The following is a 26,293-nucleotide window of genomic DNA, read 5'->3' on the forward strand; positions in this document are numbered from 1 at the left end:
CACCTCCTCTGCTCTGGGCTCGATCGAGCCCGCCGGACCAGCTGCGAACCACCTTGAGCGAGAAGAACTAGGACCCGCAACTTGTTTTCTCAACGCCCGGACCTCGGCGGTACGTTGAGCCGGATCCTGAGCCCGACGAAGGGCCAGCGGAGGAGGAGATCGTGAGCGGGAGCCTGGAGCAGGAACGGGTGGAGCAGGAGCTGATCCAGCTGCTGACCCCGGACGGTGAGCGTCGCGAGCACCCCGACTACCGCTTCACCGGCAGCGACGAGGACATCCGCGGCTTCTACCGCGACATGGTCCTCAGCCGTCGGGTGGACGCCGAGGCAACGGCCCTGCAACGCCAGGGTGAGCTGGGCGTCTGGGCGTCCAGCCTCGGCCAGGAGGCCGCGCAGGTCGGCTCCGGCCGGGCGATGGCCCCGCAGGACTTCGCCTTTCCCACCTACCGCGAGCACGGCGTCGCGTGGGTCCGCGGCGTCGACCCGCTGCGGCTGCTGGCGATGTTCCGCGGCGTGGACCACGGGGCCTGGGACATCGAGGAGACCCACTTCGGGCCGTACGCGATCATCATCGGCTCCCAGACCCTGCACGCCACCGGCTACGCCATGGGGATCGAGCGGGACGGCCTGGTCGGCACCGGCGACGCCGACCGCGACACCGCGGTGATCGCCTACTTCGGCGACGGCGCCACCAGCCAGGGCGACGTCAACGAGTCCTTCATCTTCGCCAGCTCCTACAACGCGCCGGTCGTCTTCTTCTGCCAGAACAACCAGTGGGCCATCTCCGAGCCCATCGAGCGCCAGTCCCGGATCCCGCTCTACCGGCGGGCGTCGGGCTTCGGCTTCCCCGGCGTCCGGGTCGACGGCAACGACGTGCTGGCCGTGCGGGCGGTCACGGCGGCGGCCCTGGAACGGGCGCGCTCGGGCAACGGTCCGACCCTCATCGAGGCCTACACCTACCGGATGGGCGCCCACACGACGTCGGACGATCCGAGCAAGTACCGGATGGCCGACGAGCTCGAGCAGTGGCGGCTGAAGGACCCCATCTCCCGGGTGCGGACCTACCTGGAGCGCGGCGGCCTGGCCGATGACGTCTTTTTCGCCGCGATCGAGGCCGAGACGGACACTCTCGCCGCCGAGCTGCGAGCCAGCTGTCTCGCGTTGCCCGAGCCCGCCCTGACCGAGACCTTCGACTGGGTCTACGCCGAGCAGACGCCCTACCTGGCGAGCCAGCAGGCGGGGTACGCGGAGTACGTCTCCACGTTCGAGGAGGAGGGGGTCCGATGACCAAGCTGACCATGGCGAAGGCCCTGAACGCGGGTCTGCGTCGCGCGCTGGAGGCCGACCCCAAGGTCGTCCTCGCCGGTGAGGACATCGGCAAGCTGGGCGGGGTCTTTCGGGTGACCGAGGGGCTGCAGAAGGACTTCGGCGAGGACCGGGTGATCGACTCCCCGCTCGCGGAGTCCGGGATCATCGGCACCGCGGTTGGGATGGCCATTCGCGGCTACCGCCCGGTGTGCGAGATCCAGTTCGACGGCTTCGTCTACCCCGCGTTCGACCAGATCGTCAGCCAGGTGGCCAAGCTGCGCTACCGCACCCGGGGTGCCGTGGCGATGCCCCTGGTCATCCGGATCCCGTTCGGCGGCGGCATCGGCGGGGTCGAGCACCACAGCGAGTCGCCCGAGGCCTACTTTGCCCACACCGCCGGGCTCAAGGTGGTCAGCTGCTCCAACTCCGTCGACGCGTACTGGATGATGCAGCAGGCCATCGCCTCCGACGACCCGGTGATCTTCCTCGAGCCCAAGCGGCGCTACCACGAGAGGGGCGAGGTCGACGAGGGCGCGACCCCGCTGCCCCTGCACGCGGCAGCGGTCCGCCGGTCCGGCCGAGACGCCACCCTGGTCGCGTACGGGCCGATGGTGAAGACCTGCCTCGACGCCGCCGCGGCGGCCGCGGACGAGGGCCGCGACCTCGAGGTGATCGACCTGCGCTCGCTCTCCCCGCTCGACATGGCGGTGGTCGCGGAGTCCGCGCAGCGGACCGGGCGCGTCGTCGTGGTGCACGAGGCGCCGCTGAACCTCGGCCTCGGTGCCGAGCTCGCCGCGCGGATCAGCGAGCAGTGCTTCTACTCCCTCGAGGCTCCCGTACTGCGCGTCGGCGGCTTCGACACCCCGTACCCGCCGAGCAAGGCCGAAGACGGCTACCTGCCCGACCTGGACCGCGTGCTCGACATGGTCGACCGCTCGCTGGCGTACTGAAAGGCGTCCTGAATGGCCGTCCGTGAGTTCAAGCTGCCCGACCCCGGCGAGGGGCTGGTCGAGGCCGACATCGTGACCTGGCGGGTAGCCGTCGGCGACACCGTCAAGGTCAACGACATCCTGCTCGAGATCGAGACGGCCAAGTCCTTGGTCGAGCTGCCCAGCCCGTACGCGGGCACGGTCACCGCCCTGCTGGTGGCCGAGGGCACGACCGCCGACGTCGGGTCGCCGATCATCGCCATTGAGGATGGGGCGATCGACGACGGGGTCGGTGCGCCGGAGCCCGAGCAGGTCGTCGAACCCAGCGACGGCATGTCCGGCGGCGGCGACGGCGGCAAGAGGGTGCCCAACCTCGTCGGCTACGGCCCCAGCACCGGCGCGAGCAGTCGCCGTCCGCGCAAGGGCCGGACGGGCGACCCCGCGCCCCAGCAGGTGCACGACGAGCTCTCCAGCACCTTCGCCACCGACGTCCCCGTCTCGCGCCGCGCCGACGATCGCGAACCCCTGCACGCCGCGGCGAGCACGACCATCTCGGCGCCGGCCGCCCCGCTGCCCGGTCCCGGCTCTACGGCGCCTGAGCCTGCCTTGACCGGCGGTGCCGTGCTGGCCAAGCCGCCCGTCCGCAAGCTGGCCAAGGACCTCGGGATCGACCTCGCCACCCTCACGGGCTCCGGCCCCGGCGGCGTCATCACCCGCGACGACGTGGCCACGGCGTCATCCCCCGAACCGCAGACCACCGAGACCCCCGCGGCGGCGACGAGCGGAGATGTCCGCATCCCCATCCGTGGCGTCCGCAAGGCGACGGCGGAGGCGATGGTCCGGTCGGCGTTCACCGCGCCCCACGTCACCGAGTGGCTGACCTGCGACGTGACCCAGACGATGGAGCTGGTCGAGCGGCTGAAGGTGCGTCGGGAGTTCCGCGAGGTGCGGATCTCGCCGCTGCTCATCGTGGCCAAGGCCGTCTGCCTGGCCCTGGGCCGGACGCCGGAGCTCAACTCGTTCTGGGACGAGCCGGCGGGTGAGATCGTGCAGCTCGACTCGGTCAACCTCGGGATCGCCGCGAACACCCCCCGCGGGCTGGTCGTCCCCAACATCAAGAACGCGCAGACCCTGCCCCTGCTCGAGCTGGCCCAGGCGATCAACGCCCTGGTGCTCACGGCCCGGGAGGGTCGGACGACGTCGGCGGAGATGGCCGGGGGGTCGTTCACCATCACCAACGTCGGCACCTTCGGGGTCGACGCCGGGACGCCGATCCTCAACCCGGGTGAGTCGGGCATCCTCTGTCTCGGCCAGGTCACCCGTCAGCCGTGGGTCGTCGGTACCGGCGGGGACGAGCGGATCGAGCCGCGCTGGGTCACCACGCTCGCAGTCTCGTTCGACCACCGGCTCGCCGACGGCGCCCAGGGCTCGACGTTCCTCGCCGCCGTGGCGCAGATCCTCACCGACCCGGGGCTGGGCCTGCTGTTCTGACGCCTCCTAGAAGTGGGTCGGCACCGTCCAGGTCAGGCTGGTGCCTTCGCCCTCGGTTGAGTCGAGGGTCATCGAGCCGTCGCGCTGGGCCGCCCGGCGCTCGAGGTTCGCTCGCCCGCTGCGGCGCTTGGACGGTCCCAACCCGATGCCGTCGTCCCGGACCGTGACGCTGAGCTGGTCACCCCGTGCGTCCAGGGTGAGGCTCACCCTGGTCGCGTGCGCGTGCTTGGCGACGTTGGTGAGCGACTCGCGGGCCACCGCCACCACGTCCTCGTCCAGCTCCGGCGTCCCGACGGTGTCGACCGGCCCGAGGAACCGCACGGTCGGCCGGAGGCCGAGCACCGGCTCCAGCTCGGTCACCAGGGCGATCAGCCTGGCCCGGAGCGAGGTCTCCGGATCGACCTCGAACGTCAGGTTGAAGATGGTGGTTCGGATCCGCTGGATGGTCTCGTCCAGGGCTTCCACGCTGTGGGACAGCCGCTCGCGGACCTCGGCGCTGTCGGTGAGGTGCGCCGAGCTCTGCAGCCGTAGGCCGATGGCGAACAGCTGCTGGATGACGTGGTCATGCAGGTCGGCGGCGATCCGCTCCCGTTCCTCGGCCGCTTGCACGCGGTGCCGGAGAGCGTTGGCTTCGCTGAGCTCGAGCGCGATGACAGCGCGGTCGGCGAAGTCCTCGGCCAGCTTGACCTCCGCGGTGGTGAAGGGCGGCTGCTCGGCCGAACGGCTGAGGACGAGAGACCCCCGCACCCCCTCCGCACTCTGCAGCGGGACGGCCATGGTCTCGGCGATCTTGCTGTCCGCCTTGACCGTGGTGTGCAGGCAGTAGAAGTCGTCCGGGGAACCGAGCTGGCCGCGACCGGTCTCCATCACCTGGCCGGCCAGCGAACCGGCGATCGGGTACTCGTCGCCGGTCAGCTCCTCGGCTCCGTGACCGGCGGCGACCAGCACCCGCATCATGCCGGCGGACTCGGGAGAGGGCGCGCACAACGTGACCGTACGGGCGTCGGCGACCTCGGCCGCCCGCCGGGCGATCAGCTGCCAGAGCTCCAGCTCAGAGTCGAAGCCGCGGATCAGCCGGCCGTTGATCTCCACCGAGGCCTCGAGCCACCGGTAGTCCTGACGTCGCTTCTCCTCGGGTCCGGCGACGTCCAGGGCCCGCGCCGTCACCGCCGCGAGACTCCTGGCCAGCTGTCGGCTGAGTGCGCTGATCGGGGTGCCGTCGGCAGGGCCGACCAGCTCCAGGTCGCCGATCGCCCCGGACCGTCCGGTCAGCGGCACCCTGAAGCGGTCGCGGCCCTCAGTCGTGTCGTGGTCACCTCCCTCGGCGGACCCGGCAACCTCCCCGACAACAAGCGTTCGGTCGGCGCCACCCTGGGGATCCACGATGCGGGCGGTGGCCCTCACGATCGTCTCTTCGGCCAGGAGAGCCCCGAGCAGAGCGTGGAGCCGGTCGTGCACCGTCAGCTCGGGACCCGCGGTCACCACAGCGTCCTCGAGCAGCTGCAGTCGAAGGACGGCGACGCGCTCGGGCACTGCGGACTCGGGCGGCACGTCCACCGGGGTACGTGACCCGTGCCGGTCCACGCCGGCCAGGTATTCGATCACTGGGCTCCAGCCTCAACGAACCCCCGAGGCGGACACGCTCGTCGCCGCACCTGTCGTGTGTCGCGGTGACCCGAACATTCTACGCGAGGCGGCGCTGAAGCGGACAGCTTCCGGGTGCCCGATTCGACTTCAGCCACGACTCTTGCGCCGGTGCGCCCGATCCCACAGAGTGAGCCTGGCCGATGCCCCCCGCGTCGCCAGAAGGAGCAGCCCCCGATGCCCAACGCCCGGTCGGTCCGATCCCTCCTCCTCTGCGCTGTCGCGGCCCTACCGCTGCTCGCGAGCGCGGCGCCGCAGACCGCGGTCGCGGCCCCGACGCCGCCAGCCCGCGCGGTCGCTCTGGGTGACTCGTTCGCCGCGGGGGAGGGCCTGGGCCCCTACCTCCCCGGCTCCGACACCACGACCGACCAGTGCCACCGCTCCGACCGGGCCTATCCGGCCCTGCTCGAGTCCTCGGGGGTCCGCCGGTGGCGGGACGTGCGGTCCGTGGCCTGTTCGGGCGCGACGACCGCCACGCTGCTGGCGGGCTCCGCCGCCGAGCCGTCCCAGCTCCGGGCGCTGTCGGGCCGCACCCAGACGGTCACGCTGACCATCGGCGGCAACGACGTCGGATTCGCCGCCGTCCTCCGCGACTGCGTCTACGCCCCGCCGCCGGCCCCGGCCGGGCTGGTACCCGGCGCGCCGGGCTGCTCGAGCCGCGATGACCGAGCGGTGACGTTGGCGACGGCGCGACTGAACGGTCAGGCCATGCCGCAGCTGCTGCGCAGGATCCACCGCCGCGCCCCGCAGGCGCGGATCTACGTCACCGGCTACCCGCGCCTGTTCGGGCTGTCCTTCCCGGGTCCGGCCGGCTGCCCGGTCGCCTCGCTGCCGCTGGGGGGCCAGCAGGTACCGCTGTTCGTCACCGCGGCCGACGCGAACTGGATCCGCGCCAAGAGCGACCGGCTCAACGCCGCCCTCGAGAGCAGCGTGGCGCGCGCCCGGCACCAGGGGGTCCGGGCCCGCTATGTCGACGTGGCCGGGGCCTTCACCGGCCACAACGTCTGCAGCACCGGCACTCCGTGGGTGAACGGACTGGTCGTCAACCCGACCAACCCGCCCAGTGTCGCGACCGCGAGCTTCCACCCGAACGCTCTGGGGCAGCAGGCCTACGCCGACGCGGTGGCCGGCGCGGCCCGCCCCCGGACCTGAGCGTCAGCCCCCGGCGCCTGCGCGCTTGGCCTTCGTCAGGTTCTCGACCAGCTCGGAGGTGTTCTGGCGCACCACGTAGGCGGGCTGGTCGCGCTCGACCCGCCAGCTGTCCGCGAGCGGACCGACGTTGACGGTATCGAAGCCGAGCTCGTCGTAGAGCCGCTGGACCAGCTCGGCCGCTTCCTCGAAGTCACTGGAGGTGGCCAGGGCGCGGCGCTCGGGCGAGCCCGAGGGGAATCCGTCCGTCGTGATGTCCTTGGCCATGATGTGGTTGAACCCCTTGGCCACCTTGCTGGTGGGCAGGTGCCGCTGCAGCATCCCGGACACGGTGTCCAGGCCGTTGTCCAGGGCCGGGATGTGGCCGTCGCGCTCGAAGTAGTAGTTGTTGGTGTCGATCACGATCTTGCCCGCCAGCGGCTCGACCGGGACCTGCTCGTAGTTCTTCAGCGGCACGGTGACGACGACGAAGTCGCCCGCGGCCGCGGCCTCCTCCGTGGTCGCCGCGCGGGCCTTCGGGCCGAGGTCGGCGACGAGGTCGGCCAGGGTCTCCGGGCCGCGGGAGTTGCTGATCACGACGTCGTACCCCACGCCGATGGCCGCGCGGGCGACCTGGCTGCCGATGTGTCCTGCTCCGATGATTCCGATGGTGGTCATGTCGGAGGTAACAATCCGTATCGACCCGGGGATTCCCAGCCGCCGCGCTCTTGTGCCGCCGGGACAGCCAGGTGATGCTGAGGCCACGAGCCCGGGGGCGGGAGGAGCGCAGATGACGCGTCGGAGTAGCTCACCTCAGGCGAGCCGGCCCTGGCGGCTTCCGGTGGTCGGCCTGCTGGCCCTGGCCGTGTCCGGCGTCATGAGCCTCCCGGCCGCCGCGGCGGCCCCGCCGCTCGGTTACCAGGCCATTCCCCTGGTACCGGTCACCGGGCAGGCGTTCGAGGCCAGCCGGACGGGCAACCCGATCACCTCCACCGGTCGCGTGGCCGGCACCGCTCGGCCGACGCCGGAGTCAGACGTCCACGCGGCAGCCGTGTTCTACCTGGGAAACCACACGATCCGCGTGCTGCACCCGCCGGGCAGCAGCGGCTCGTCGGCCGTGGACGTCAACAACCTCGGGCAGGTCGCCGGCAGTGCCGAGTATCCCGGTCGGCCGCGGCAGGCCTTCGTCTGGACCTCGAGGACCGGGACCTACCGCGTGCTCCCGCTACCGCCGGGTGCCAGCAGCGCCTACCCCTACGCCCTGAACGACCACGGCGCGGTCGTCGGGTACTACACGGACGCCGACAACCACTATCGGGCCTTCGTGTCCGACCCAGCCGTCGACGACGGCCGGATACGCAACCTCGGCACGATCGGCACCGACGACTACGCCGTCGGCACCGGGATCAACAACGCCGGCGACGTGATCGGGTACACGTTCTCGCTCACCCGTCAGGGCACCCGAGGGTTCCTGTGGCAGTCGCGAACGGGCGCCATGACTTCCCTGGGCCGACCGGCAGGCACCAACACCATGGTGCCGAACGACATCAACGACTCGGGCGTCATCGTCGGGTCCGCTGCCTACGTGCCGCCGGTCGACCGGGAGCAGGACTACCGGCCCGGACGGGGCTGGGTCCTGAGCCCGGTGACCGGGCAGTTCCGCGAGCTGCCCGCCGCGAACAGCGCCGATCCGGCCGCCGAGGGCACCGCGGACGCGATCAACGCCCACGGCATCATCGTAGGCGGCAGCTACAGCGCGGGTACCTGGTCGGCGGTGCTCTGGAACGCCTGCGGTACGGCGAAGCAGGTGCTCGCCGCCCACGACGACGTCACCTACGCCTCCGGCATCAACCGCTACGAGCGGGTGCTCGGCGTGGACGCCCTGGCCCCGGTCCTCTGGCGGCGCAACAACGGCCCCTGCGTACTTCAGTGAGCCGGCTCCGTGGCCAGGTAGACCGTGTTGGTGGCCTCACGGCCCTGCAACGGGTTGGGGAAGCCGACCACCTCGGCGGCGACGTCGGCGAACACGTCTCGTAGGACCTCGAGGTAGGCCTCGTCCGGCGGGTCGTTGGACCACAGCCCGTACACCCCGCCGGGCCGGAGGTGCGCGGCGAGCGTCCGCGTCCCGGCGAGGGAGTAGAAGTCCGCGCCGGAGAGCTCGGCACCGTCGGGAGCCAGCAGGTGCCGCGGCGCGTGGTCGATGTCGACGAGCACGGCGTCGAACCGGCGTCCCGGACGGTCCGGGTCGAAGCCGGGGCCGTGGCTGAGGGCGAAGAAGTCGCCGAGGACGACCCGGCAGCGGGGGTCGGCGGTGAGCCCGGCGCCCAGCGGCACCAGCCCCTCGGCATGCCAACGGGCGACCGGCTCGAGCGCCTCGACCACGAAGAGCTCGGTGACGCGGTCCTCAGCCAGCACCGTGGCCGCGGTGTGGCCGAGGCCGAGTCCCCCGACGGCCACCGCCAGGTCCGCCCCGTCGAGGCGGCCCAGACCCAGCCGGGCCAGCTCGACCTCGGCGTGGGTGAACGCGCTGGACATCAGGTACTCGTCCCCGAGCAGCACCTCGTACACCTCGAGCCCGGTCACCGGGTCGAGCCGACGCCGCAGGCTGACGTCCCCGATCGGCGTCGGAGTCCAGTCGAGCTCGGCGAAGCGTTGCGTCACGGGCTCAGCGTGTCAGAACGCGGCTTCGTCCAGCTCCATCACGGCCAGGTCGGTGCCTTCGGCGATGGCGACCTCGGCACTGATCCGGGGCAGCACGGTCCGGGCGAACCAGCGGGCCGAGGCGACCTTGCCCTCGTAGAAGGCCTGCTCGGCGGCCGGCTGCTCGTCGTTGAGGGCCGCCAAGGCGACCTCCGCACCGCGCAGCAGCAACCACGCGCAGGTGACGTCGCCCAGCGCCATCAGCAGCCGGGTGGTGTTGAGGCCGACGAGGTAGACGTTGCGGGCGTCACCCCCCGAACGCGGGTCCGCACCCATCAGGTGCTCGGTCATGGTGCCGACGAGCCGGCCGACGTCGGTCAGCCCCTGGGCGAGTAGCGCCCGCTCCACCTTGAGCTGGCCGTCGACGACGGAGGAGGCGCCCGGTCGAGCACTGCCGCCCTCGGCCTCCAGGAAGGCCGTCACCTGGCTCGACAGGTCGCCGAGCGCCTGACCGCGGTCGCGGACGATCTTGCGGAAGAAGAGGTCCTGGCCCTGGATCGCGGTGGTGCCCTCGTAGAGGGTGTCGATCTTCGCGTCGCGGACGTACTGCTCGATCGGGTAGTCGGTCAGGAAGCCGGAGCCGCCGAAGGTCTGCAGCGACTCGGTGCCCAGCAGCACCCACGACCGCTCCGAGCCATAGCCCTTCACCACCGGCAGCAGCAGGTCGTTCAGCCGGGCGGCCGCCTCGTCGGGGACGCCGTCGGCCTTGGCCAGGGCCAGCCGGTCCTGGATGCTGGCGGTGTAGAGCACCAGCGCACGCAGGCCCTCGGCGGCGGACTTCTGGGTCATCAGCGAGCGCCGGACGTCGGGGTGGTGGGTGATGGTCACCCGGGGCGCGGTCTTGTCAGCGGTCCGCATCAGGTCCGCGCCCTGCACCCGGGTCTTCGCGTACTCGAGCGCGTTCAGGTACCCGGTCGACAGGGTCGCGATGGCCTTGGTGCCCACCATCATCCGAGCGTGCTCGATCACCTGGAACATCTGCTTGATGCCGTCGTGCACCTCGCCCAGCAGCCAGCCCTGGGCCGGGACGTCGCCGTCGCCGAAGGTGAGCTCGCAGGTGGCCGAGCCCTTGATGCCCATCTTGTGCTCGAGGTTGGTGGCGTAGACGCCGTTGCGCTCGCCCAGGTCGCCCGTCTCGGGGTCGAAGTGGAACTTCGGCACCACGAACAGGGACAGCCCCTTCGTGCCCGGGCCGCCGTGGCCCTCGACCCCCACGGGCCGCGCCAGCACCAGGTGCACGATGTTCTCGGCCAGATCGTGCTCGCCGGCGGTGATGAAGCGCTTGACGCCCTCGAGGTGCCAGCTGCCGTCGGGCTGGGGGAGGGCACGGGTCCGGCCTGCGCCGACGTCGGAGCCGGCGTCCGGCTCGGTCAGCACCATGGTGGCGCCCCAGCCGCGCTCGATCATGATCTCGGCGAGCCGGCGGTCGCGGTCGGTGCCGTTGGCCCAGATCATCGAAGCGAACTTCGGACCGGCCGTGTAGAGGTGGACCGCCGGGTTGGCTCCCAGCGCCAGCTCGCTGACTGCCCACTGCACCGAGGGCGGTGTGACCTGGCCGCCCAGCTCGGCGGGTAGCTCCAGCTGCCAGGCGCCCGACTCCATCAGGGCCCGGTAGGAGGCCTTGAACTCCTCGTTCACGGTGACGGTGTGGGTAGCCGGGTCGAAGACCGGCGGGTGCTGGTCGGCCTCGGCGAACGAGGCGGCCACCACGGTCGTGGCCAGGTGGTCGATCTCGGTCAGGATCGCGTCCACGGTCTCGACGTCCAGGTCCGCGTACGGGCCCTTGCCCAGGATCTCGTCGCGGCCCAGCACCTCGAAGAGGTTGAACCGGATATCGCGGAGGTTGGACCGGTAGTGGCTCATCTGGACCCCTGGGACGGTGTGCTGATCGGGCGGGACGGCCGAAGTTACTGGCCAGTAACTTCGATTATGCTACTCGCCGGTAACATCGACAACCGGAACGCGGCCAGGGTGCGTGCGCAGATGGTGTGACCTGGGGCATAGTGACGCTCATGACCCGGCTCGACACGAACTTCTTCGACTACGGCATCCTCGCGATCTACTTCATCCTGGTGATCGCGATCGGCGTGCTGGCCCGGCGGGCGATCGCCACCAGTGAGGACTTCCTCCTCTCGGGCCGGTCCCTGCCGGCGTGGGTGACCGGCATCGCGTTCATCTCGGCCAACCTCGGAGCCATCGAGATCCTCGGGATGGCGGCCAACGGCGCCCAGTACGGGCTCTCGACGGTGCACTTCTACTGGATCGGCGCCGTGCCGGCCATGGTGTTCCTGGGCCTGGTGATGATGCCGTTCTACTACGGCTCGCGGGTCCGCAGCGTGCCCGAGTACCTGCGGCGTCGGTTCAGCCGGGCCGCGCACCTGTGGAACGCGGTGAGCTTCGCGGTGGCGGCGGTGCTCAACGCCGGCGTCAACCTCTACGCGATGTCGATCATCATCGAGGCTCTGCTCGGCTGGCCGCAGTGGCTGGCGATCGTCGTCGCCGCCGGGTTCGTGCTCGCCTACATCCTGCTGGGCGGGCTGTCCGGTGCCATCTACAACGAGGTGCTGCAGTTCTTCGTGATCATCGCCGGTCTGATCCCGCTGGTGATCATCGGCCTCAAGGACGTGGGCGGCTGGAGCGGGCTCAAGGAGAAGGTCGGCGCCACCTCGCTGGGGGACAAGGCGTTCTCCACCTGGGCCGGGACCGGCGTGGGGCACTGGACCAACCCGCTCGGGGACTGGATCGGCATCGTGATGGGCCTGGGCTTCGTGCTCTCGTTCGGCTACTGGACGACCAACTTCGCCGAGGTCCAGCGGGCCCTGAGCGCCAAGGACCTCTCGGCTGCCGAACGCACCCCCCTGATCGGCGCGTTCCCGAAGATCTTCATCCCGGCCCTGACCATCATCCCCGGCCTGATCGCCATCGCGGTGATCCCGAAGCTCGGCTCGGGCGAGCCCGGCGCGGCCACCTACAACGACGCCATCCCCGCGCTGATGAACCACTACCTGCCGAACGGCACCCTGGGGGTCGCACTCGCCGGCCTGCTCGCGGCGTTCATGGCCGGCATGGCGGCGAACGTCAGCTCGTTCAACACCGTCTTCACCTACGACATCTGGCAGACCTACATCCGCAAGAACTTCCCCGACGGCTACTACCTGAACATCGGTCGGATCGTCACGGTCGTCGGCATCGTCATCGGCATCGGGACCGCCTTCATCGCGGCCCAGTACAGCAACATCCAGGTCTACATCCAGACGCTGTTCGGCTACTTCAACGCCCCGCTCTTCGCAACCTTCATCATCGCGATGTTCTGGCGGCGGACCACCCCGTGGGCCGGCTTCTGGGGCCTGTTCGCCGGAACGCTCGGCGCTTTCGTCTTCCAGACCTTCGTCGGTCCGCACTGGACCTACATGAACGCCGGCCAGACCGCGGGCGGTGAGCCCAACGCCCAGATGATCAACTTCTACGCCGCGATCGCCGCCTTCGTGGCGGACGCCGTGGTCACGGTCGTCGTCACCATGGTGACCACCTCCAAGCCGGAGTCCGAGCTCGTCGGCCTGGTCTGGGGCCTGCCCGACCCGAACGCCGGCGACCCGTACGAGGGCCACGTCCGCCGCTGGTGGGAGTCGCCCAAGCTGCTGGGCTTCACCGCCCTGGGCATCGTCGCCGTCTTGTCCATCGTCTTCATCTAGCGAAGGGAGTCCCTCCATGACCGACTCGAGTCCGAAGGCCCCCACCTCCGCGGCGGCGAAGCTGTTCGACATCCGGCTGATGATCGGCGGGCTGTTCACGCTGTACGGGATCATCCTGACCATCTCCGGCTTCTTCACCACCGACGCCGAGCGGGCCAAGGCCGCCGGGATCAACATCAACCTGTGGCTGGGCCTCGGGATGCTGGTGCTCGGTCTGCTGTTCCTGCTCTGGCGCCGCCTCGACCCGCTGGGCGCGACGGCCTCACCCGACGCGGATGCCGAGATGAGCGGCGAGCAGCGGCGCTAGCTCGAAGAGCTGGGTCTCGCTGACCCACGCGCCGGCGAGCCCGGCCAGCCCGTCGACCACGTCCAGCGTGCTGCGGCGCAGGTCGACGTCGTGCAGGGTCGTCCCGCCCAGGTGCAGGGTGCCGATCCGGCTGCCGGTCAGAGCGACCCGCCGCAGAGTCGCCCCGCTGAGGTCGAGCTCCTCCACCGTGCAGCCGCGCAGCGTCACGTCGGTCCAGGTGCTGGCGCGGGCGTTCAGGTAGCCGAGCTTGCACTCCTCGACGAGCACGCTGCGCCAGGTGGACTCATAAGCCTCGACCGCGCCCAGCCGGGAGGCGGCGACGCCCACCGTCCGCCAGCTCGAGCGCGGCACGCTCAGCACGGCCGCCTCGACGGCCCGCAGGCCGCACTCGGCCAGGTGCAGCCGACGCAGGTCCGCGTCGTGCAGGGAGACCCGCTCGAACGCGCACTCGCTGAAGGTGGTGCCGGCCAGCCCGGCGCCCGAGAAGTCCTCGTCGGCGTAGCGCTCGCCCTCGCGACGGTCGCCCGCCCGCACCTGGTCGGCAGGGGTGTCCAGCAGCTCCGGCAGCGCGAGCCGGACCTCCTCAGGGGGCTTCGGTGCGGCAGCGGTCACCGCAGCAGCCTACGGAGCCGGGCGGGGGAGGAGTCGGTCCCACCGGCTGGGTGCTCAACCGGTGGGACCTGGGGCGCTGGTGACGCCCGGGCGACCATCGACCCCTGGTAATAGGCTACGACCACCCCTGCGGGGGTAGCGTCGGGCTCATGAGCGACACCGCTGTCCGTCATCTGCTGGTCGACTCCTTCACCCGGATCGCCGAGCTGGTGAGCGGGGTGACCGGGGGGTTGAGCCCTGAGGTCGCCACGTACCGGGTCGACGCCGAGGCCAACACTGTGGCCTGGCTGGTCTGGCACCTCAGCCGGGTCCAGGACGACCACGTGGCCGGCCTCGCCGGGACGGCGCAGGTCTGGCCGGAGTGGCGCGACCGGTTCGCGCTGCCCTTCGCCGACGACGAGACCGGCTACGGCCAGTCCGGCGACGACGTGGCGCAGGTGCGCGTCGGGGCGGAGCTGCTGGCCGGCTACCACGCGGCGGTCCACGCCGCGACCCTGAGCTACGTCGCCGGACTGACCGACGCCGAGCTCGGTCGCGTCGTCGACGAGCGCTGGGACCCACCGGTCACCGTCTCGGTCCGGCTGGTCAGCGTGATCGGCGACACGCTGCAGCACCTGGGCCAGGCGGCGTACGTGGTGGGCCTGGCGGAGCGGGCCGGCCGGCCCTCCTGAGAGGCGTCGCGCTCCGGCCGTTCGGACTCGGGAGCTGGAAGACGCCGTTGTTCCCAGCCCCCGGTCCAGGCCTCTGCTCGCCCCCGGTGAGAAATGGAGGTGCTCGAACTCTTCCTGGCTCGATCATCGACCTGGGCCGAAGGCTCCGTCAAGACCGGCGGCGACGGGCGGCAGGGCTGCGTGGACTAACGTGAGGATCCGGACGCCCGGCCACCACCCGCTACAGGAGATCGATGAGCGACAGCGCCGCTGACCAGGGTCAGGCCACCACCGAGACCCACGAGCGCAGCGAAGTCAGCTACGACGAACAGCGCTACCCGGCCCGGCCCAAGCGGCTCAGGCCGCGGGCCCGGCTGCGGGGGCTCTTCCTCCGGCCCCGGACCGAGCGCAGCGGCAAGCCCAGCGGCGACAACGCGCTCTACGTCAGCTGGCTGGCCGAGCAGTCGATGCTCGCCGACGCCATCGACTTCGCCCGCCAGTTCTCCGGCCAGGGCAGCATGTGGCAGAACCCCTTCGCCAACCCCGACCCCCGCGCCGCGATCGAGAAGGCGTCGGTGTGGTTCACCGCGTACCCGATCTCGATGATCACCAAGAAGGGGGCGTCGTTCCTGGGCACCCTGGGCGATGAGGACCTGTGGGCCGCGTTCGAGGCCATCGGCATCGACGGCGTGCACACCGGACCCGTCAAGCTGGCCGGCGGGATCAGCGGCTGGGACCCGACCCCGAGCGTCGACGGTCACTTCGACCGGATCAGCACCCAGATCGACTCGGCCTTCGGCACCGAGGAGGAGTTCCGGACCATGACGGAGGTGGCGGCCGGCCACCTCGGCATGATCATCGACGACATCGTCCCCGGCCACACCGGCAAGGGGGCGGACTTCCGGCTGGCCGAGATGAAGGTCGGGGACTACCCGGGCATCTACCACATGGTCGAGATCGACCCCAAGGACTGGCACCTGCTGCCGAAGGTGCGCCGGGGCGACTCGATCAACCTCGACGTCGAGGCCGAGGACCAGCTGGCCAAGGCCGGCTACATCATTGGCCGGCTGCAGCGCGTCATCTTCTACGAGCCCGGCCAGAAGGACACCAACTGGAGCGCGACCGCGCCGGTGCTGGGTCCGGACGGGGTCGAGCGGCGCTGGGTCTACCTGCACTACTTCAAGGAGGGTCAGCCCTCGATCAACTGGCTCGACCCCTCGTTCGCGGGGATGCGGCTGGTCATCGGGGACGCCCTGCACTCCCTCGGCGACCTGGGCAGCGGCGCGCTCCGGCTGGACGCCAACGGCTTCCTCGGCGTGGAGAAGAGCCCGGAGGACTCTCCGGCCTGGTCCGAGGGGCACCCGCTGTCCGAGGCGGCCAACCAGCTGATCGCCTCGATGGTGCGCAAGGTGGGCGGCTTCACCTTCCAGGAGCTGAACCTCACCATCGACGACATCAAGTCCTCCGCCGAGCGCGGCGCGGACCTGTCGTACGACTTCATCACCCGGCCCGCCTACCACCACGCGATGGCCACCGGGGACACCGAGTTCCTCCGGCTGACGCTGAACCTCGCCCGGGACATGGGCGTCGAGCCGGCCTCGCTGGTGCACGCGCTGCAGAACCACGACGAGATGACCTACGAGCTGGTCCACTTCGCGACCCTGCATTCGGAGGACCGGTTTCACTTCCGCGGCGCCGAGGTGCGCGGCGGCGACCTGGCCACCACCATCCGGCAGGACCTCCTGGACCACCTGACCGGTGAGGCCGGTTCGTACAACGCCACCTTCACCCAGAACGGCATCGCCTCCACGACGGCGACGATCATCGCGGCGTCGCTGGGCTATGAGTCGATCGAGAACCTCGCGCCCAGTCAGATCGACACGATCCTCGAGGCCCACCTGCTGCTGGCCATGTTCAACGCGTTCCAGCCCGGGGTCTTCGCGCTCTCGGGCTGGGACCTGTGCGGCATGCTCACCCTCGACCGCAAGGCGGTCGGCTGGCTGCTGACCGAGGGCGACACCCGCTGGATCCACCGCTCCGCCTACGACCTGATGGACTACCGGCCGGACGCGACGGAGTCGCTCTCGCGGCTACCCCGCGGGACCAGCCTGTACGGCAGCCTGCCGGACCAGCTCGCCGATCCGCGCTCCTTCGCCTGCCGGCTGCGGGACCTGCTGGCCGTCCGCAAGCGGTACGGGATCGCCACCGGCGTGCAGCTGGACGTGCCGCAGGTGTCCAACAAGGCGATGCTGGTGATGGTGCACCAGCTCAGCGACGCCGAGCAGGTGACCGTGCTCAACTTCTCCGACGCCGAGATCTCCGGCAGCGTGCGCTCGGAACACCTGGTGCCGGGCAGCGTGCTGATGGACATGTTCACCGAGGAGACCCTCGGCGAGGTGGACGACCTGAACAGCTTCGCCGTCACCCTCGCCCCGTTCCAGGGCCTCTCGCTGCTGGTCCTCTGCCCGGGGGACCACCCGGTCAGCAGCCACCGCTACTCCGACCGGCCGAGCGTCCGCTCCTGAGCTAGCCGACCGGCGCCGCCGTGATGTCCTGGAGGGACACCGCGACGGGAGCGTTGGTCGCGCTGCCCGACAGGTAGGCGTTGACCCCGACCGAGCCGGGGGTCTGCAGCCCGGCGTAGCTGTCGGCGGTGCCGGTCACCGTCCAGGCGCTGGGCTCGGCGGCCGAGCCCAGCCACAGCTTGGCCCGGACGGTCGTCGGGCTGGTGCCGCTCACCTGCGTCCGGACGTGGATCTGGCTGCCGGGGGTCACCGTGCCGGCCGCCACCACGGAGGAGGACAGGCTGACCACGGTGCTGCTGCCCTGCAGCGCCCCGACGTAGATGCTCGCAGCGCCGGTGGACTTGACCAGCACCCGCGCCCGGTAGTCCGCGGTGGAGCTGACCCGCCGGCCGTAGGTGGTCAGGTAGGTGCCGCCACCGTCGGCGAGCTTGTCGAGCGTCATCGTGGTGGTGACGTCGGCGCTGGTCCGCAGCGTCGAGCCCAGGTACGCGTCGGCACTGCCGCCGGCCGCCGGCAGGGCGAGGACGCCCGCTCCGCCGGACACCGAGGTCCGGCTGGTGGTGGCGGTCCAGGCGCCTCCGGTCGGAGCGCTGCCGAAGCCGCTGGCCACCGTCCGGTCGAACGTGTCGGCGACGAAGTTGCCGGCCGCCGGGGCGGTCACCGACACCGCCTTGCTGGTGCTCCCCGTGGCGCCGCTGTTGTCGGTCACGGTCAGGCCGACGGTGTAGCTGCCGGCCGTCGCGTAGGTGTGGGTCGGGTTGACGCCTGTCCCGGTGGTGCCGTCGCCGAACGTCCACGCGTAGCCGGCGATGGTGCCGTCGGTGTCGCTGGACGACGAGGCGTCCAGGGTCGCCGACAGCCCGGTGCTGGCGGCGGTGAACGAGGCGGTCGGTGCGACGTTGGCGGCCGTGCCCTTGCCCGTCGTGTAGTGGGTCTTGACCTGGGCCGCGGTCAGTACCCGGTCGTACACGGCGGGGTTGTCGATGTCGCCGGCCAGGTAGCCCGTCGTGGGGTTGTTCGGCCAGCCGCTGACCGCGTCGCCGCCGATCCGCCAGTACCCGTTGTAGCGCTGCGGCTGGACCCCACCGCCCTGGGCGACCGAGCCGCCCTGGGTGCCGACGAGGGCTCCGTCGAGGTAGAGCCGCAGTCCCGTGATGTCGACGGTGCCGACGACGTGGTGCCACGCGCCGTCGTTCTTGCCGGCGGCGCTGCTGACCACCTTCGGCGTGTTCGGGTTGGTGCCGAACACCACCTGGCCGGTGGGGGAGAGGTAGAGCTGACGGTCGGTGACGGTGGAGCTGCCCGTCTTGGCGTTGCCGAAGCTGAGGATCAGGCCGCCGCTGGTGCTGGTGCTGCGGAACCAGGCCTCGGTGCTGAAGGACTGCGGTCCGGTCGAGACGTTGTCGGTGGCGACGAAGCCGGAGCTGCTCCCGGGGAAGCGGTAGGCGGTCCCGGTGTCTCCACTGATCGCGCCGGCCACGCCGTTGGTCACGCCGGACTGGCGGGTGGCCTGGCCGAGCACGCCGGCGGTGTCGGTGACTCCGGTGCTGGTGGTCTTCTCGGCCAGCCGCCAGTAGGACTGGGGGCCATCGGCCAGCACCCGCTGGTCGTAGCTGCTCAACGACGCGCCCGCCGCGGCGGTGACCGAGACGTCGGAGCCCGTCACCGTGTTGCCGAAGGGGTCGGTGACCTGCAGCCGGTAGGTGTAGGTCGTCCCGACCACCGTGCTGGTGTCGAGGAACGCCATGGTCGGCCGTTGCCAGAAGGTGGAGGCCTGCTGGGTGGTGTAGACCGGGCTCGCGGTGTTGCCGTTGCGGATCAGCTTGTAGGTCAACAGCTCGTTGTCGCGGTCGTAGTTGGCCGGCCAGCGCAGTCGGACGCCCTGGGCGAAGTTCTGCGCCACCGGTACGAAGCTGCTGCCCGAGACCCGCGGGCCGTCGGTGTCGGGGGCGATCGAGGACTTGGCGAACCGCACCAGGCCCTGCTGCGCGGTCTCGTTCACCTTGGTGAACTCTCCGCCGTAGACCACGTAGTCACCGCTCCCGGTGACGTTCCAGGGGCCCTGGCTCTGGCCGGTCGCCGTCCCGGTGTTGAAGTCGGGGAACCAGGCCAGCCAGTGCGGCGCGGCCACGCCGTAGAAGTTGTTGTAGATGCCGGTTTCCTTGCCGATGGTCACCTGGGCGTTGGTGCTGAACGCGAGGCCGCGGTGGTAGCTGCGGGTGGCCGTCTCCTCGAAGCCGCCGATGTTGCCGCAGTAGTGCGGGTGGCCGGCGACGTAGACCGCGTCGCTGGTGCCGTAGACGGAGTAGCTGTCGCCGTGGCAGTCCTCGATCCAGACCAGGTTGCCGTTCCAGTCGGCCTTGAAGGTGCCCTCCAGGGTGCCGCTCGGCGGGGTGCCGTAGGCCTGGCCGACGCCGTAGACGCCGTCCGGGGTCGAGGCGAGGGCGTTGATCGCGGAGTTGTTCATGGCGTTGCGGACGCGCGTCTGGTTGGCCTGCAGAGGCAACGACGCGGCCGTGCTCGCGTCCAGCAGGGCCAGGCCGTAGCCGCCGTTGCCGGAGCCGAGGGTGCCGTAGCCGTTCACCCTGTCGAACTGGCCGCCGATCATCACCTTCGTGCGGTCGGGGGAGATGGCGATGGCCTTGACCGCGGCGGTCTGGGTCCCGGTCACTGCCGGGGCGAAGGACTGGACCGCGCCGCTCACCGGGTCGAGGGCTGCGACGCTGGTGCGGGGCACGCCCGTCGTCCCGATCGGGACGGCGATGGCCTTGAAGATGCCGCCCACGTAGACGCTGGTCGGGGTCACCGCGATCGACTGGACGGCCGCGTCCGCGCCTGGCGCCCAGGGCAGCAGAGCGCCGGTGGCTGCGTCGAAGGCGGCGAGCTTGTTGCGCAGCTTGGTGTTCACGTGGCCGAAGTCGCCGCCGACGTAGATCGTCTTCCCGTCCGGGGAGGCCGCCACCGCGCGGACCTGACCGTCCACCACGGGCGAGAACGAGGCGTCGCGGACTCCGGTCGTGAGGTCGTAGGAGACGAGGTTGGCCTGGGTGACCGTCGAGGTGCCGGCCGCCGCGCCCGCGGGCCGCACGGTCTGCCAGCTGCCGCCGGCGAAGACCTTGGTGCCCACGATGGCCTGGGACCAGACCACCCCGTCGATCTGGACCGTGGGCAGCGGGTCGCTCGAGACCGTCGCCGGGACGCCGCTCGCCGGGGCGGTGTCGGCGGCCGCGTGCGGCAGCACCGGAGCGGTCAGCGCGAAGCCGCTCAGCAGGGTGAGTGCGAGCGCGAGCAGCCCGACCCGGCGGCCGCCCGATCGCTTCGCAGTGGTCGGCAGGCCGGGAGACAGCGTCATGTGGGTCACCTAGGTCGGGGCATCGGAGCGGGGAGCACCCTCGACACCTGGGTCGTCCGGGTGCGCGGTCCATCCCTGACGGCCACCCCCGAGGTGTCGCCACGATAAGCCGCGCGGTCACGATCTTCGGCACCGCGGAAGCGATGGTGACCCATTCGTGACCATCGGGTGGAGCGCCCCGGGAGAGGATGGCGTCGTGGATCTGGAGAGCTGCTGATGGGTGTCCGTCCGGTGCTGCGACCCTTGCTCGCCTTGGCCAACGCGGCCGCACGCCGTGCGGGACCGCCCCAGGGCACCGTGGCCGAGCGCCGCGCCGCAGCCGCCCGGGGGCCGCTGCAGATGCGGGTGGTCACCGCGCGGGGCCGGACCCGGGTGGTGGCTGAGGACCATCGAGTGTCCGTCGAGGGTGGTCAGATCGGCGTCCGCCGCTACCGGCCGGCCGGTCGGTCCGGACCGCTCCCCACCCACCTCTTCCTGCACGGCGGTTCGTACTGGTTGAGCGACGTCGACGACTACGACCCCATCTGCCGGTCCTACGCCGGTGGCGCGGACTGCCAGGTCGTCTCGGTGGACTACCGGCTGGCGCCGGAGCATCCCTTCCCGACCGGCGTCGAGGACGCCTACGCGGTGCTGCTCTGGGTCGCCGCGAACGCGGGGGACCTGGACGTGGACCTGGCCCGGCTCTCGGTCGGTGGGATCTCCGCCGGCGGCGGTCTCGCCGCAGCCCTGACCCTGATGAGCCGCGACCGGGGCGGTCCTGCGCTGTGCTTCCTGGCCGTCGATATCCCGTCGTTCGACCTGACGCTCAGCCAGCCCTCCATCGCGGAGTTCGGTGAGGGCTACCTGCTCACCCGGGCCTCCCTCATGGAGGCCTGTGACTTCTACCTGCCCGATCCTGAGCTGGCCCGGCACCCCTACGCGTCGCCGCTGCTGGCCGAGGACCTGTCCGGGCTGCCGCCCGCCCACGTGTTGACCTGCGAGTGCGACCCGCTCCGCGACGAGGGCGAGGCCTACGCCGCCCGGCTTCGTGAAGCGGGGGTCGCCGTCTCGACCTACCGTGCGGCGGGGCACGTGCACGGCTCGATCTACACGACACGGTTCCTGCCCTCGGCCCGGGCGGCGGTGGCCGCCACCACCACCGCCCTGCGGACGGCCCTCCACGGTTGACCCTCCACGGTTGACCCAGGATCCGGCGGGTAGCGTCGCAGGCATGATCTCGCTGAGGAAGCACGACCGCGACGACGAGGACGCCGACGGCAAGGGCGGCGAGGTCTCCCAGGGCCCGAACAGCTTCAGCGACGCCGAGACCTCTGCGGGTGGCGCCGACTCGACCTACGGCACCCCCGACGCCACGCCGTCCGCCCGGCTCGGCGACGACGACCCGCCCGAGGCGCCGGCGGCCTCCTGAGCGCCCCGACGCTGGACCTGGCCGACCCGGCCTTCCTCGCTGACCCCTACCCGGCGCTGGCCGAGCTGCGTCGGCAGGGGCCACTGGTCTGGCACGACGGCCTCGGGTCGTACCTGGCCACCACCCACGCGGCCTGCTCGCAGGTGCTGCGCAGCCGCGACTTCGGCCGTACCTTCACCCCGCGCGAGCCGGCCGAGCCGTGGGCCGCGTTCAACGCCCTGCACGTGGACGCGCTGCTCGAGAACGAGCCGCCGCGGCACACCCGGTTGCGGCGGCTGGTCGCGGGCGCGTTCAGCCGTGGCCACGTCACCCGGCTCCAGCCGCGGATCGCTGCGCTGGCCGAGCAGCTGCTGACGGACTGCGCGGGCGTGCTGGAGCGCGAGGGCGCCGTCGACGTGATGGCGCACTACGCCGAGCCGCTGCCCGTGCTGGTGATCGCGGAGCTGCTCGGCTGGCCGGCGGAGGGCCGGCACCGGCTGCGGCCGTGGTCGCAGGCGATCGTGCGGATGTACGAGGTCGACCGCAGCGCCGCCGATGAGGCCGCCGCCCAGCAGGCCAGCCGGGAGTTCGCGGCCGCGGTCGACGCGCTGGCCTCCGAGCGGTCCCGCCGGCCGGGCGAGGACCTGCTGAGCGACCTGGTGGCGGTGCGGGAGGACGGTGACCGGCTCTCCGCCGACGAGCTGGTCGCGACCGCCGTGCTGCTGCTGAACGCCGGCCACGAGGCCAGCGTCAACGGTTTCGGCAACGGGCTCGCCTCGCTGCTGGGCAGCGGCCGGGCGGTCCCCGCCGGCGGGACGGCCCCACTGGTGGAGGAGATGCTGCGCCACGACTCCCCGCTGCAGCTCTTCGAGCGGACGGCGTCGGTCGACGTCGTGGTCGAGGGTGTCCGGGTCCGTGCCGGTGAGCGGGTCGCCGCCCTGCTGGGTGCCGCCAACCGTGACAGCAGCGTCTTCGACGAGCCGAACGAGTTCCGGCCGGACCGCCGACCCAACCCGCAGCTGGGCTTCGGGGCGGGGATCCACTTCTGCGTCGGAGCCCCGCTCGCCCGCCTGGAGCTGGCCACCAGCATCGAGACCCTGCTGCGGCGCTGGCCCCGGCTCGAGCTGGTCGAGGCGGTCCGCCGCCCGACCTTCGTGCTCCGCGGCTACGAACGGCTGGCGCTCCGACCGATACCTACGCTCACGTAAGTTACGGATCCGTAGGTTAGGCTGGGGCTATGAGCTCGTCGATCCTCGCGCCGCCGAAGCGCCTGCGGAGCGTCGTCTCGGCCCTCACCTCGCTGGCCGAGACGGTCGCCACGCCGCTGGTCCCGGCCGACTACCTGGACCTGGTGGCGCCGCTGCGCAGCGGCGCGGCCCTGCGCGGTCGCGTGGTGGCCGTGACGCCCGAGACCGCCGACGCGGTCACCGTGACCATCCGTCCCGGCCGGGCGTGGCGTCGGTACCGGGCCGGTCAGTACGTCCGGATCGGGGTCGACGTGGACGGCGTCCGGCAGTGGCGGGCCTACTCGCTCACCTCCGGACCCGGCCGGGCTGACGGCCTGATCGCCATCACCGTCAAGGCCATCCCCGACGGCCGGGTGAGCGGTCACGTCGTACGGAAGCTCCGCCCCGGCGCCATCCTGCACCTCGACCAGCCTGCCGGGGACTTCGTGCTCCCGAGCCCGCTGCCCGAGCGGGTGCTCTTCGTCACCGCCGGCAGCGGGGTGACGCCGGTGATGGGCATGCTCCGCCACCATCTCGACGCGCTGCCGGACGTGGTCCTCGTGCACTCGGCCCCGACGACGGAGGACGTCGTCTTCGGCGCCGAGCTGCGCTCGCTCGCCGCCGCGGGCCGGATCCGGCTGGTGGAACGGCACACAGCCTCCTCCGGCGTGCTGCGACCGGTCGCGCTGGACGAGCTCGTGCCCGACTGGCGCGACCGCCAGACCTGGGGCTGCGGGCCGACGGGCCTGCTGGACGCCCTCGAACGGCACTGGTCCGACGCCGATCTCGCCGACCGGCTGCACACCGAGCGCTTCCGTCCGGTCGTGATCACCACCGGCGAGGGGGGCTCGCTGAGCTTCGCCCGTCAGGACCGCGTCGTCGCCTCCGACGGCACCGCACCGATCCTGCAGACCGGCGAGGACGCCGGGGTGGCGATGCCGTCCGGCTGCCGGATGGGCATCTGCTTCGGCTGCGTCGTCGGGCTCACCGAGGGCGCCGTCCGCGACCTCCGCAACGGCGAGCTCACCACCGCGACGCGCGGGGACGGCGTCCGCATCCAGACCTGCGTCACGGCCGCGGCCGGCGCCTGCACACTCGATCTCTAGGGGAGCCATGACCACCGCCACCACCGAGCGACGCATCGTGCTGAAGCCGTCGGGCAAGCCCGACCCGACCGCCCACCTCTCGGCCGAGCAGGTCGAGGCCCTGGGTCTCGAGCTGGACGCGCTGCGACAGGAGGTGCTCGACTCCCGGGGGAGCGCCGACGCGGCTTACATCCGGAAGATGATCAAGGTCCAGCGCAGCCTGGAGCTAAGCAGCCGGCTGGTGCTGCTGTTCTCACTCTTCCCGCCCGCTTGGGTTGCGGGCACTCTCGGCCTTTCCGTGGCCAAGATCATCGAGAACATGGAGATCGGCCACAACGTCATGCACGGCCAGTGGGACTGGATGCGTGATCCCCAGATCAACTCCTCGGACTGGGAGTGGGACCACGCCTCGCCGGCGGACCTGTGGAAGCGGTCGCACAACGAGACCCACCACACCTACACGAACGTGCTCGGCCGGGACAACGACCTCGGCTACGGCATCATGCGGGTGGACGAGGACCAGCGCTGGGTGCCGATGTACCTCGGTCAGCCGCTGTGGAACTTCGTCAACGCGTGCTTCTTCCAGTACGGCATCGCGGCCTACGACCTCGAGCTGGGCAAGCATCTCGCGGGTCGGGGCACGGATGAGGACCGCGAGCAGTTCCGCCGCGACGCCAGGGCCGTGCTGGCCAAGATCGGCCGCCAGGCGCGGAAGGACTACCTGGTGCACCCGGCTCTCTCCGGCCCGTCCTTCTTCACCACCCTCGCGGCCAACGCCACCGCCAACCTGGTCCGCAACCTGTGGTCGCACGCGGTGATCATGTGCGGGCACTTCCCGGCGGGCGTGGAAACCTTCGCGCGTGAGTCCATCGAGGGTGAGACCCGCGGCGAGTGGTACCTGCGGCAGATGATCGGCTCGGCCAACATCGAGGGCAGCCCGGCCATGCACGTCATGACCGGCAACCTGTCGCACCAGATCGAGCACCACTGCTTCCCCGACCTGCCGAGCAACCGCTACGGCCAGCTCGCGCCGCGGATGCGCGAGATCTGCCGGCGTTACGGCCTCAGCTACACCACCGGTTCGCTGCCCCGCCAGGTCGCCTCGGCCTGGGGTCAGGTGGTCGCGCTGTCCCTGCCCGACGCGGCGCGGGCGGCGACCACCCGGATGATCAGGTCGACCGGGATCGTGTCCCGGTACCGGAACCGCAAGGTGTCCTTGGTCGAGCGGTAGGGCACGAGCTCCTGCTCGAGGTCGCCCACGGTGACCGGCACGGGATAGAGCCCCAGATGGGACTTCCAGGCGCCGTAGGAGATCAGCGGCCGGCCGTCCAGCAGCACCGTCGGGATCGCGTAGCTGATCTTCTCGGTGCTGGTAGGCAGGGCCTCGGCGATCCGCCGCCGGACCTCGCGCACCACCGGCTGGACGTCCTCGGGCAGGGCGGCCAGGTACTCCTCCACCGACGCAGGCTGGGCCATCAACCCAGCGTGCCACAGGTGCGGCGCGGGATAGGTTGACGGGATGCTTCCCGGGTACGAGTGCCAGTCGTGCTGAGCGCGTTGGGGTGGGGTGCACTGGCCGCCGCCTCGCTGGTGGTCGGAGCGTTGCTGGCGCTGGTCCGCCGCTGGCGGGACGGGGTCGTCGGAGCCGTCCTGGCCTTCGGCGCAGGGGCCCTGATCTCAAGCGTCGCCTTCGAGCTGGCCCAGGAAGGTCTGTCCATCGGCAGCCCGACCAGCGTGGCGATCGGGCTGGCCCTCGGGGCCGTCACCTTCTTCCTCGCCGACCGGGCGGTGGAGAGGATCGGCGGCCGCGCCGGGGGTGGTGCCGCAGGACTGCCGCTGGCGCTCGGGTCGCTGCTGGACGGCATCCCCGAGCAGGCGGTGCTCGGCATCGGGCTCGCCACGGGCAAGGGCGTCAGTGTGGCCCTGCTGGTCGCCATCTTCGTCTCCAACCTGCCCGAGGGGGTCGGTTCTGCCGCCGACATGCGCGCGTCCGGAAAGTCCCGCGCGGCGATCGTCCGGCTCTGGATCGCGGTGGCGGTCGTCTGCGCCCTCGCCACCCTCGGGGGCTACGCCGTCGCCGACCTCGCCGGCGGGGACGTGAAGGGGGGCATCGACGGCTTCGCTGCGGGTGCCCTGCTCGTGATGCTGGTCGACTCCATGGTCCCGGAGGCCAAGGAGAAGGCCGGGAACCGGGCCGGACTAGCCACCGTGCTGGGCTTCGCCGTCGCCGCGGCCCTGTCCAACCTCACCTGACGTCG

General features: G+C 71.3%; 22 protein-coding genes. 15 read left to right on the forward strand and 7 right to left on the reverse strand.

The window, feature by feature from the left end; genetic code table 11:
* The first annotated feature begins 161 nt into the window (after positions 1-161).
* Genes pdhA through ACFE7W_RS09865 form a run of 3 tightly spaced genes read left to right on the forward strand, consistent with a single transcriptional unit; the run spans position 162 to position 3,727 of the window.
* On the forward strand, positions 162-1,286 hold the full coding sequence (pdhA, locus tag ACFE7W_RS09855; protein WP_375424588.1) for a pyruvate dehydrogenase (acetyl-transferring) E1 component subunit alpha: 1,125 nt from the start codon (positions 162-164) through the stop codon (positions 1,284-1,286).
* Positions 1,283-2,257 carry an alpha-ketoacid dehydrogenase subunit beta gene (locus ACFE7W_RS09860; RefSeq protein WP_375424589.1) on the forward strand — a complete coding sequence of 325 codons (975 nt, stop codon included), beginning with the start codon at positions 1,283-1,285 and terminating at the stop codon, positions 2,255-2,257. Before pdhA ends, ACFE7W_RS09860 begins: the two co-directional genes overlap by 4 nt.
* 12 nt (positions 2,258-2,269) lie before the next feature.
* Complete coding sequence (locus ACFE7W_RS09865; protein ID WP_375424590.1) at positions 2,270-3,727, forward strand: dihydrolipoamide acetyltransferase family protein; 1,458 nt, start codon at positions 2,270-2,272, stop codon at positions 3,725-3,727.
* 6 nt (positions 3,728-3,733) lie between these two features.
* On the opposite strand, the gene ACFE7W_RS09870 is transcribed toward ACFE7W_RS09865, so the two are convergent.
* Entirely contained in the window at positions 3,734-5,332 is a 1,599-nt protein-coding gene (locus tag ACFE7W_RS09870; protein ID WP_375424591.1) for a GAF domain-containing sensor histidine kinase, read from the reverse strand.
* A 216-nt stretch (positions 5,333-5,548) separates the two neighbouring features.
* Here ACFE7W_RS09870 and ACFE7W_RS09875 point away from each other — a divergent pair, with 216 nt between their 5' ends.
* Positions 5,549-6,523, forward strand: a complete 975-nt coding sequence (locus ACFE7W_RS09875; protein WP_375424592.1) for an SGNH/GDSL hydrolase family protein — start codon at positions 5,549-5,551, stop codon at positions 6,521-6,523.
* 3 nt (positions 6,524-6,526) lie between these two features.
* Here the strand turns inward: ACFE7W_RS09875 and ACFE7W_RS09880 are convergent, their stop codons facing one another.
* The gene (locus ACFE7W_RS09880; protein ID WP_375424593.1) at positions 6,527-7,177 is read right to left on the reverse strand and encodes an NADPH-dependent F420 reductase; all 651 of its coding nucleotides are present in this window, start codon (positions 7,175-7,177) and stop codon (positions 6,527-6,529) included.
* A gap of 112 nt (positions 7,178-7,289) precedes the next feature.
* Between ACFE7W_RS09880 and ACFE7W_RS09885 the strand changes: the two genes are divergently transcribed.
* The gene (locus ACFE7W_RS09885) at positions 7,290-8,432 is read left to right on the forward strand and encodes a hypothetical protein (RefSeq protein ID WP_375424594.1); all 1,143 of its coding nucleotides are present in this window, start codon (positions 7,290-7,292) and stop codon (positions 8,430-8,432) included.
* Here ACFE7W_RS09885 and ACFE7W_RS09890 read toward each other — a convergent pair.
* Together ACFE7W_RS09890 and ACFE7W_RS09895 are read right to left on the reverse strand one after the other, a co-directional pair.
* Positions 8,426-9,160, reverse strand: a complete 735-nt coding sequence (locus ACFE7W_RS09890; protein WP_375424595.1) for a spermidine synthase — start codon at positions 9,158-9,160, stop codon at positions 8,426-8,428. The two genes, ACFE7W_RS09885 and ACFE7W_RS09890, sit on opposite strands and share 7 nt — an antisense overlap.
* 12 nt (positions 9,161-9,172) lie before the next feature.
* On the reverse strand, positions 9,173-11,062 hold the full coding sequence (locus tag ACFE7W_RS09895; RefSeq protein WP_375424596.1) for an acyl-CoA dehydrogenase: 1,890 nt from the start codon (positions 11,060-11,062) through the stop codon (positions 9,173-9,175).
* Between the two features lie 140 nt (positions 11,063-11,202).
* On the opposite strand from ACFE7W_RS09895, the gene ACFE7W_RS09900 reads away from it, so the two are divergent.
* Complete coding sequence (locus ACFE7W_RS09900; protein ID WP_375424597.1) at positions 11,203-12,891, forward strand: sodium:solute symporter family protein; 1,689 nt, start codon at positions 11,203-11,205, stop codon at positions 12,889-12,891.
* A 16-nt stretch (positions 12,892-12,907) separates the two neighbouring features.
* Positions 12,908-13,198: a hypothetical protein gene (locus ACFE7W_RS09905; RefSeq protein ID WP_375424598.1), complete on the forward strand. Its 291-nt coding sequence runs from the start codon at positions 12,908-12,910 to the stop codon at positions 13,196-13,198.
* Here the strand turns inward: ACFE7W_RS09905 and ACFE7W_RS09910 are convergent.
* Positions 13,154-13,810, reverse strand: a complete 657-nt coding sequence (locus ACFE7W_RS09910; RefSeq protein WP_375424599.1) for a pentapeptide repeat-containing protein — start codon at positions 13,808-13,810, stop codon at positions 13,154-13,156. The two genes, ACFE7W_RS09905 and ACFE7W_RS09910, sit on opposite strands and share 45 nt — an antisense overlap.
* Before the next feature lie 149 nt (positions 13,811-13,959).
* On the opposite strand from ACFE7W_RS09910, the gene ACFE7W_RS09915 reads away from it, so the two are divergent.
* Together ACFE7W_RS09915 and treS are read left to right on the forward strand one after the other, a co-directional pair.
* Positions 13,960-14,481, forward strand: a complete 522-nt coding sequence (locus ACFE7W_RS09915) for a DUF664 domain-containing protein (protein ID WP_375424600.1) — start codon at positions 13,960-13,962, stop codon at positions 14,479-14,481.
* Between the two features lie 233 nt (positions 14,482-14,714).
* Entirely contained in the window at positions 14,715-16,985 is a 2,271-nt protein-coding gene (gene treS, locus ACFE7W_RS09920; RefSeq protein WP_375424601.1) for a maltose alpha-D-glucosyltransferase, read from the forward strand.
* 1 nt (position 16,986) lies between these two features.
* Here the strand turns inward: treS and ACFE7W_RS09925 are convergent, their stop codons facing one another.
* Positions 16,987-20,337 carry a PKD domain-containing protein gene (locus ACFE7W_RS09925; RefSeq protein WP_375424602.1) on the reverse strand — a complete coding sequence of 1,117 codons (3,351 nt, stop codon included), beginning with the start codon at positions 20,335-20,337 and terminating at the stop codon, positions 16,987-16,989.
* Between the two features lie 216 nt (positions 20,338-20,553).
* Between ACFE7W_RS09925 and ACFE7W_RS09930 the strand changes: the two genes are divergently transcribed.
* From ACFE7W_RS09930 to ACFE7W_RS09950, 5 genes are all read left to right on the forward strand, one after another.
* Positions 20,554-21,504, forward strand: a complete 951-nt coding sequence (locus tag ACFE7W_RS09930; RefSeq protein WP_375424603.1) for an alpha/beta hydrolase — start codon at positions 20,554-20,556, stop codon at positions 21,502-21,504.
* A 43-nt stretch (positions 21,505-21,547) separates the two neighbouring features.
* The gene (locus ACFE7W_RS09935; protein ID WP_375424604.1) at positions 21,548-21,745 is read left to right on the forward strand and encodes a hypothetical protein; all 198 of its coding nucleotides are present in this window, start codon (positions 21,548-21,550) and stop codon (positions 21,743-21,745) included.
* A 143-nt stretch (positions 21,746-21,888) separates the two neighbouring features.
* The gene (locus ACFE7W_RS09940) at positions 21,889-22,932 is read left to right on the forward strand and encodes a cytochrome P450 (protein ID WP_375424605.1); all 1,044 of its coding nucleotides are present in this window, start codon (positions 21,889-21,891) and stop codon (positions 22,930-22,932) included.
* A 29-nt stretch (positions 22,933-22,961) separates the two neighbouring features.
* Positions 22,962-24,056 (forward strand): ferredoxin reductase, encoded by a 1,095-nt coding sequence (locus tag ACFE7W_RS09945; RefSeq protein WP_375424606.1) that lies wholly within the window; start codon positions 22,962-22,964, stop codon positions 24,054-24,056.
* A 7-nt stretch (positions 24,057-24,063) separates the two neighbouring features.
* Positions 24,064-25,266, forward strand: coding sequence for a fatty acid desaturase family protein (locus ACFE7W_RS09950; RefSeq protein WP_375424607.1), 1,203 nt, complete (start codon positions 24,064-24,066; stop codon positions 25,264-25,266).
* Here ACFE7W_RS09950 and ACFE7W_RS09955 read toward each other — a convergent pair.
* A complete protein-coding gene (locus ACFE7W_RS09955) occupies positions 25,149-25,511 on the reverse strand; it encodes an iron chaperone (protein WP_375424608.1) in 363 nt (120 codons plus the stop codon). The two genes, ACFE7W_RS09950 and ACFE7W_RS09955, sit on opposite strands and share 118 nt — an antisense overlap.
* A gap of 69 nt (positions 25,512-25,580) precedes the next feature.
* Here ACFE7W_RS09955 and ACFE7W_RS09960 point away from each other — a divergent pair, with 69 nt between their 5' ends.
* Positions 25,581-26,288, forward strand: a complete 708-nt coding sequence (locus ACFE7W_RS09960; protein WP_375424609.1) for a ZIP family metal transporter — start codon at positions 25,581-25,583, stop codon at positions 26,286-26,288.
* Positions 26,289-26,293 lie beyond the last annotated feature (5 nt).

The sequence above is a fragment of the uncultured Friedmanniella sp. genome (assembly GCF_964244285.1).
Classification (GTDB): Bacteria; Actinomycetota; Actinomycetes; order Propionibacteriales; family Propionibacteriaceae; genus Microlunatus.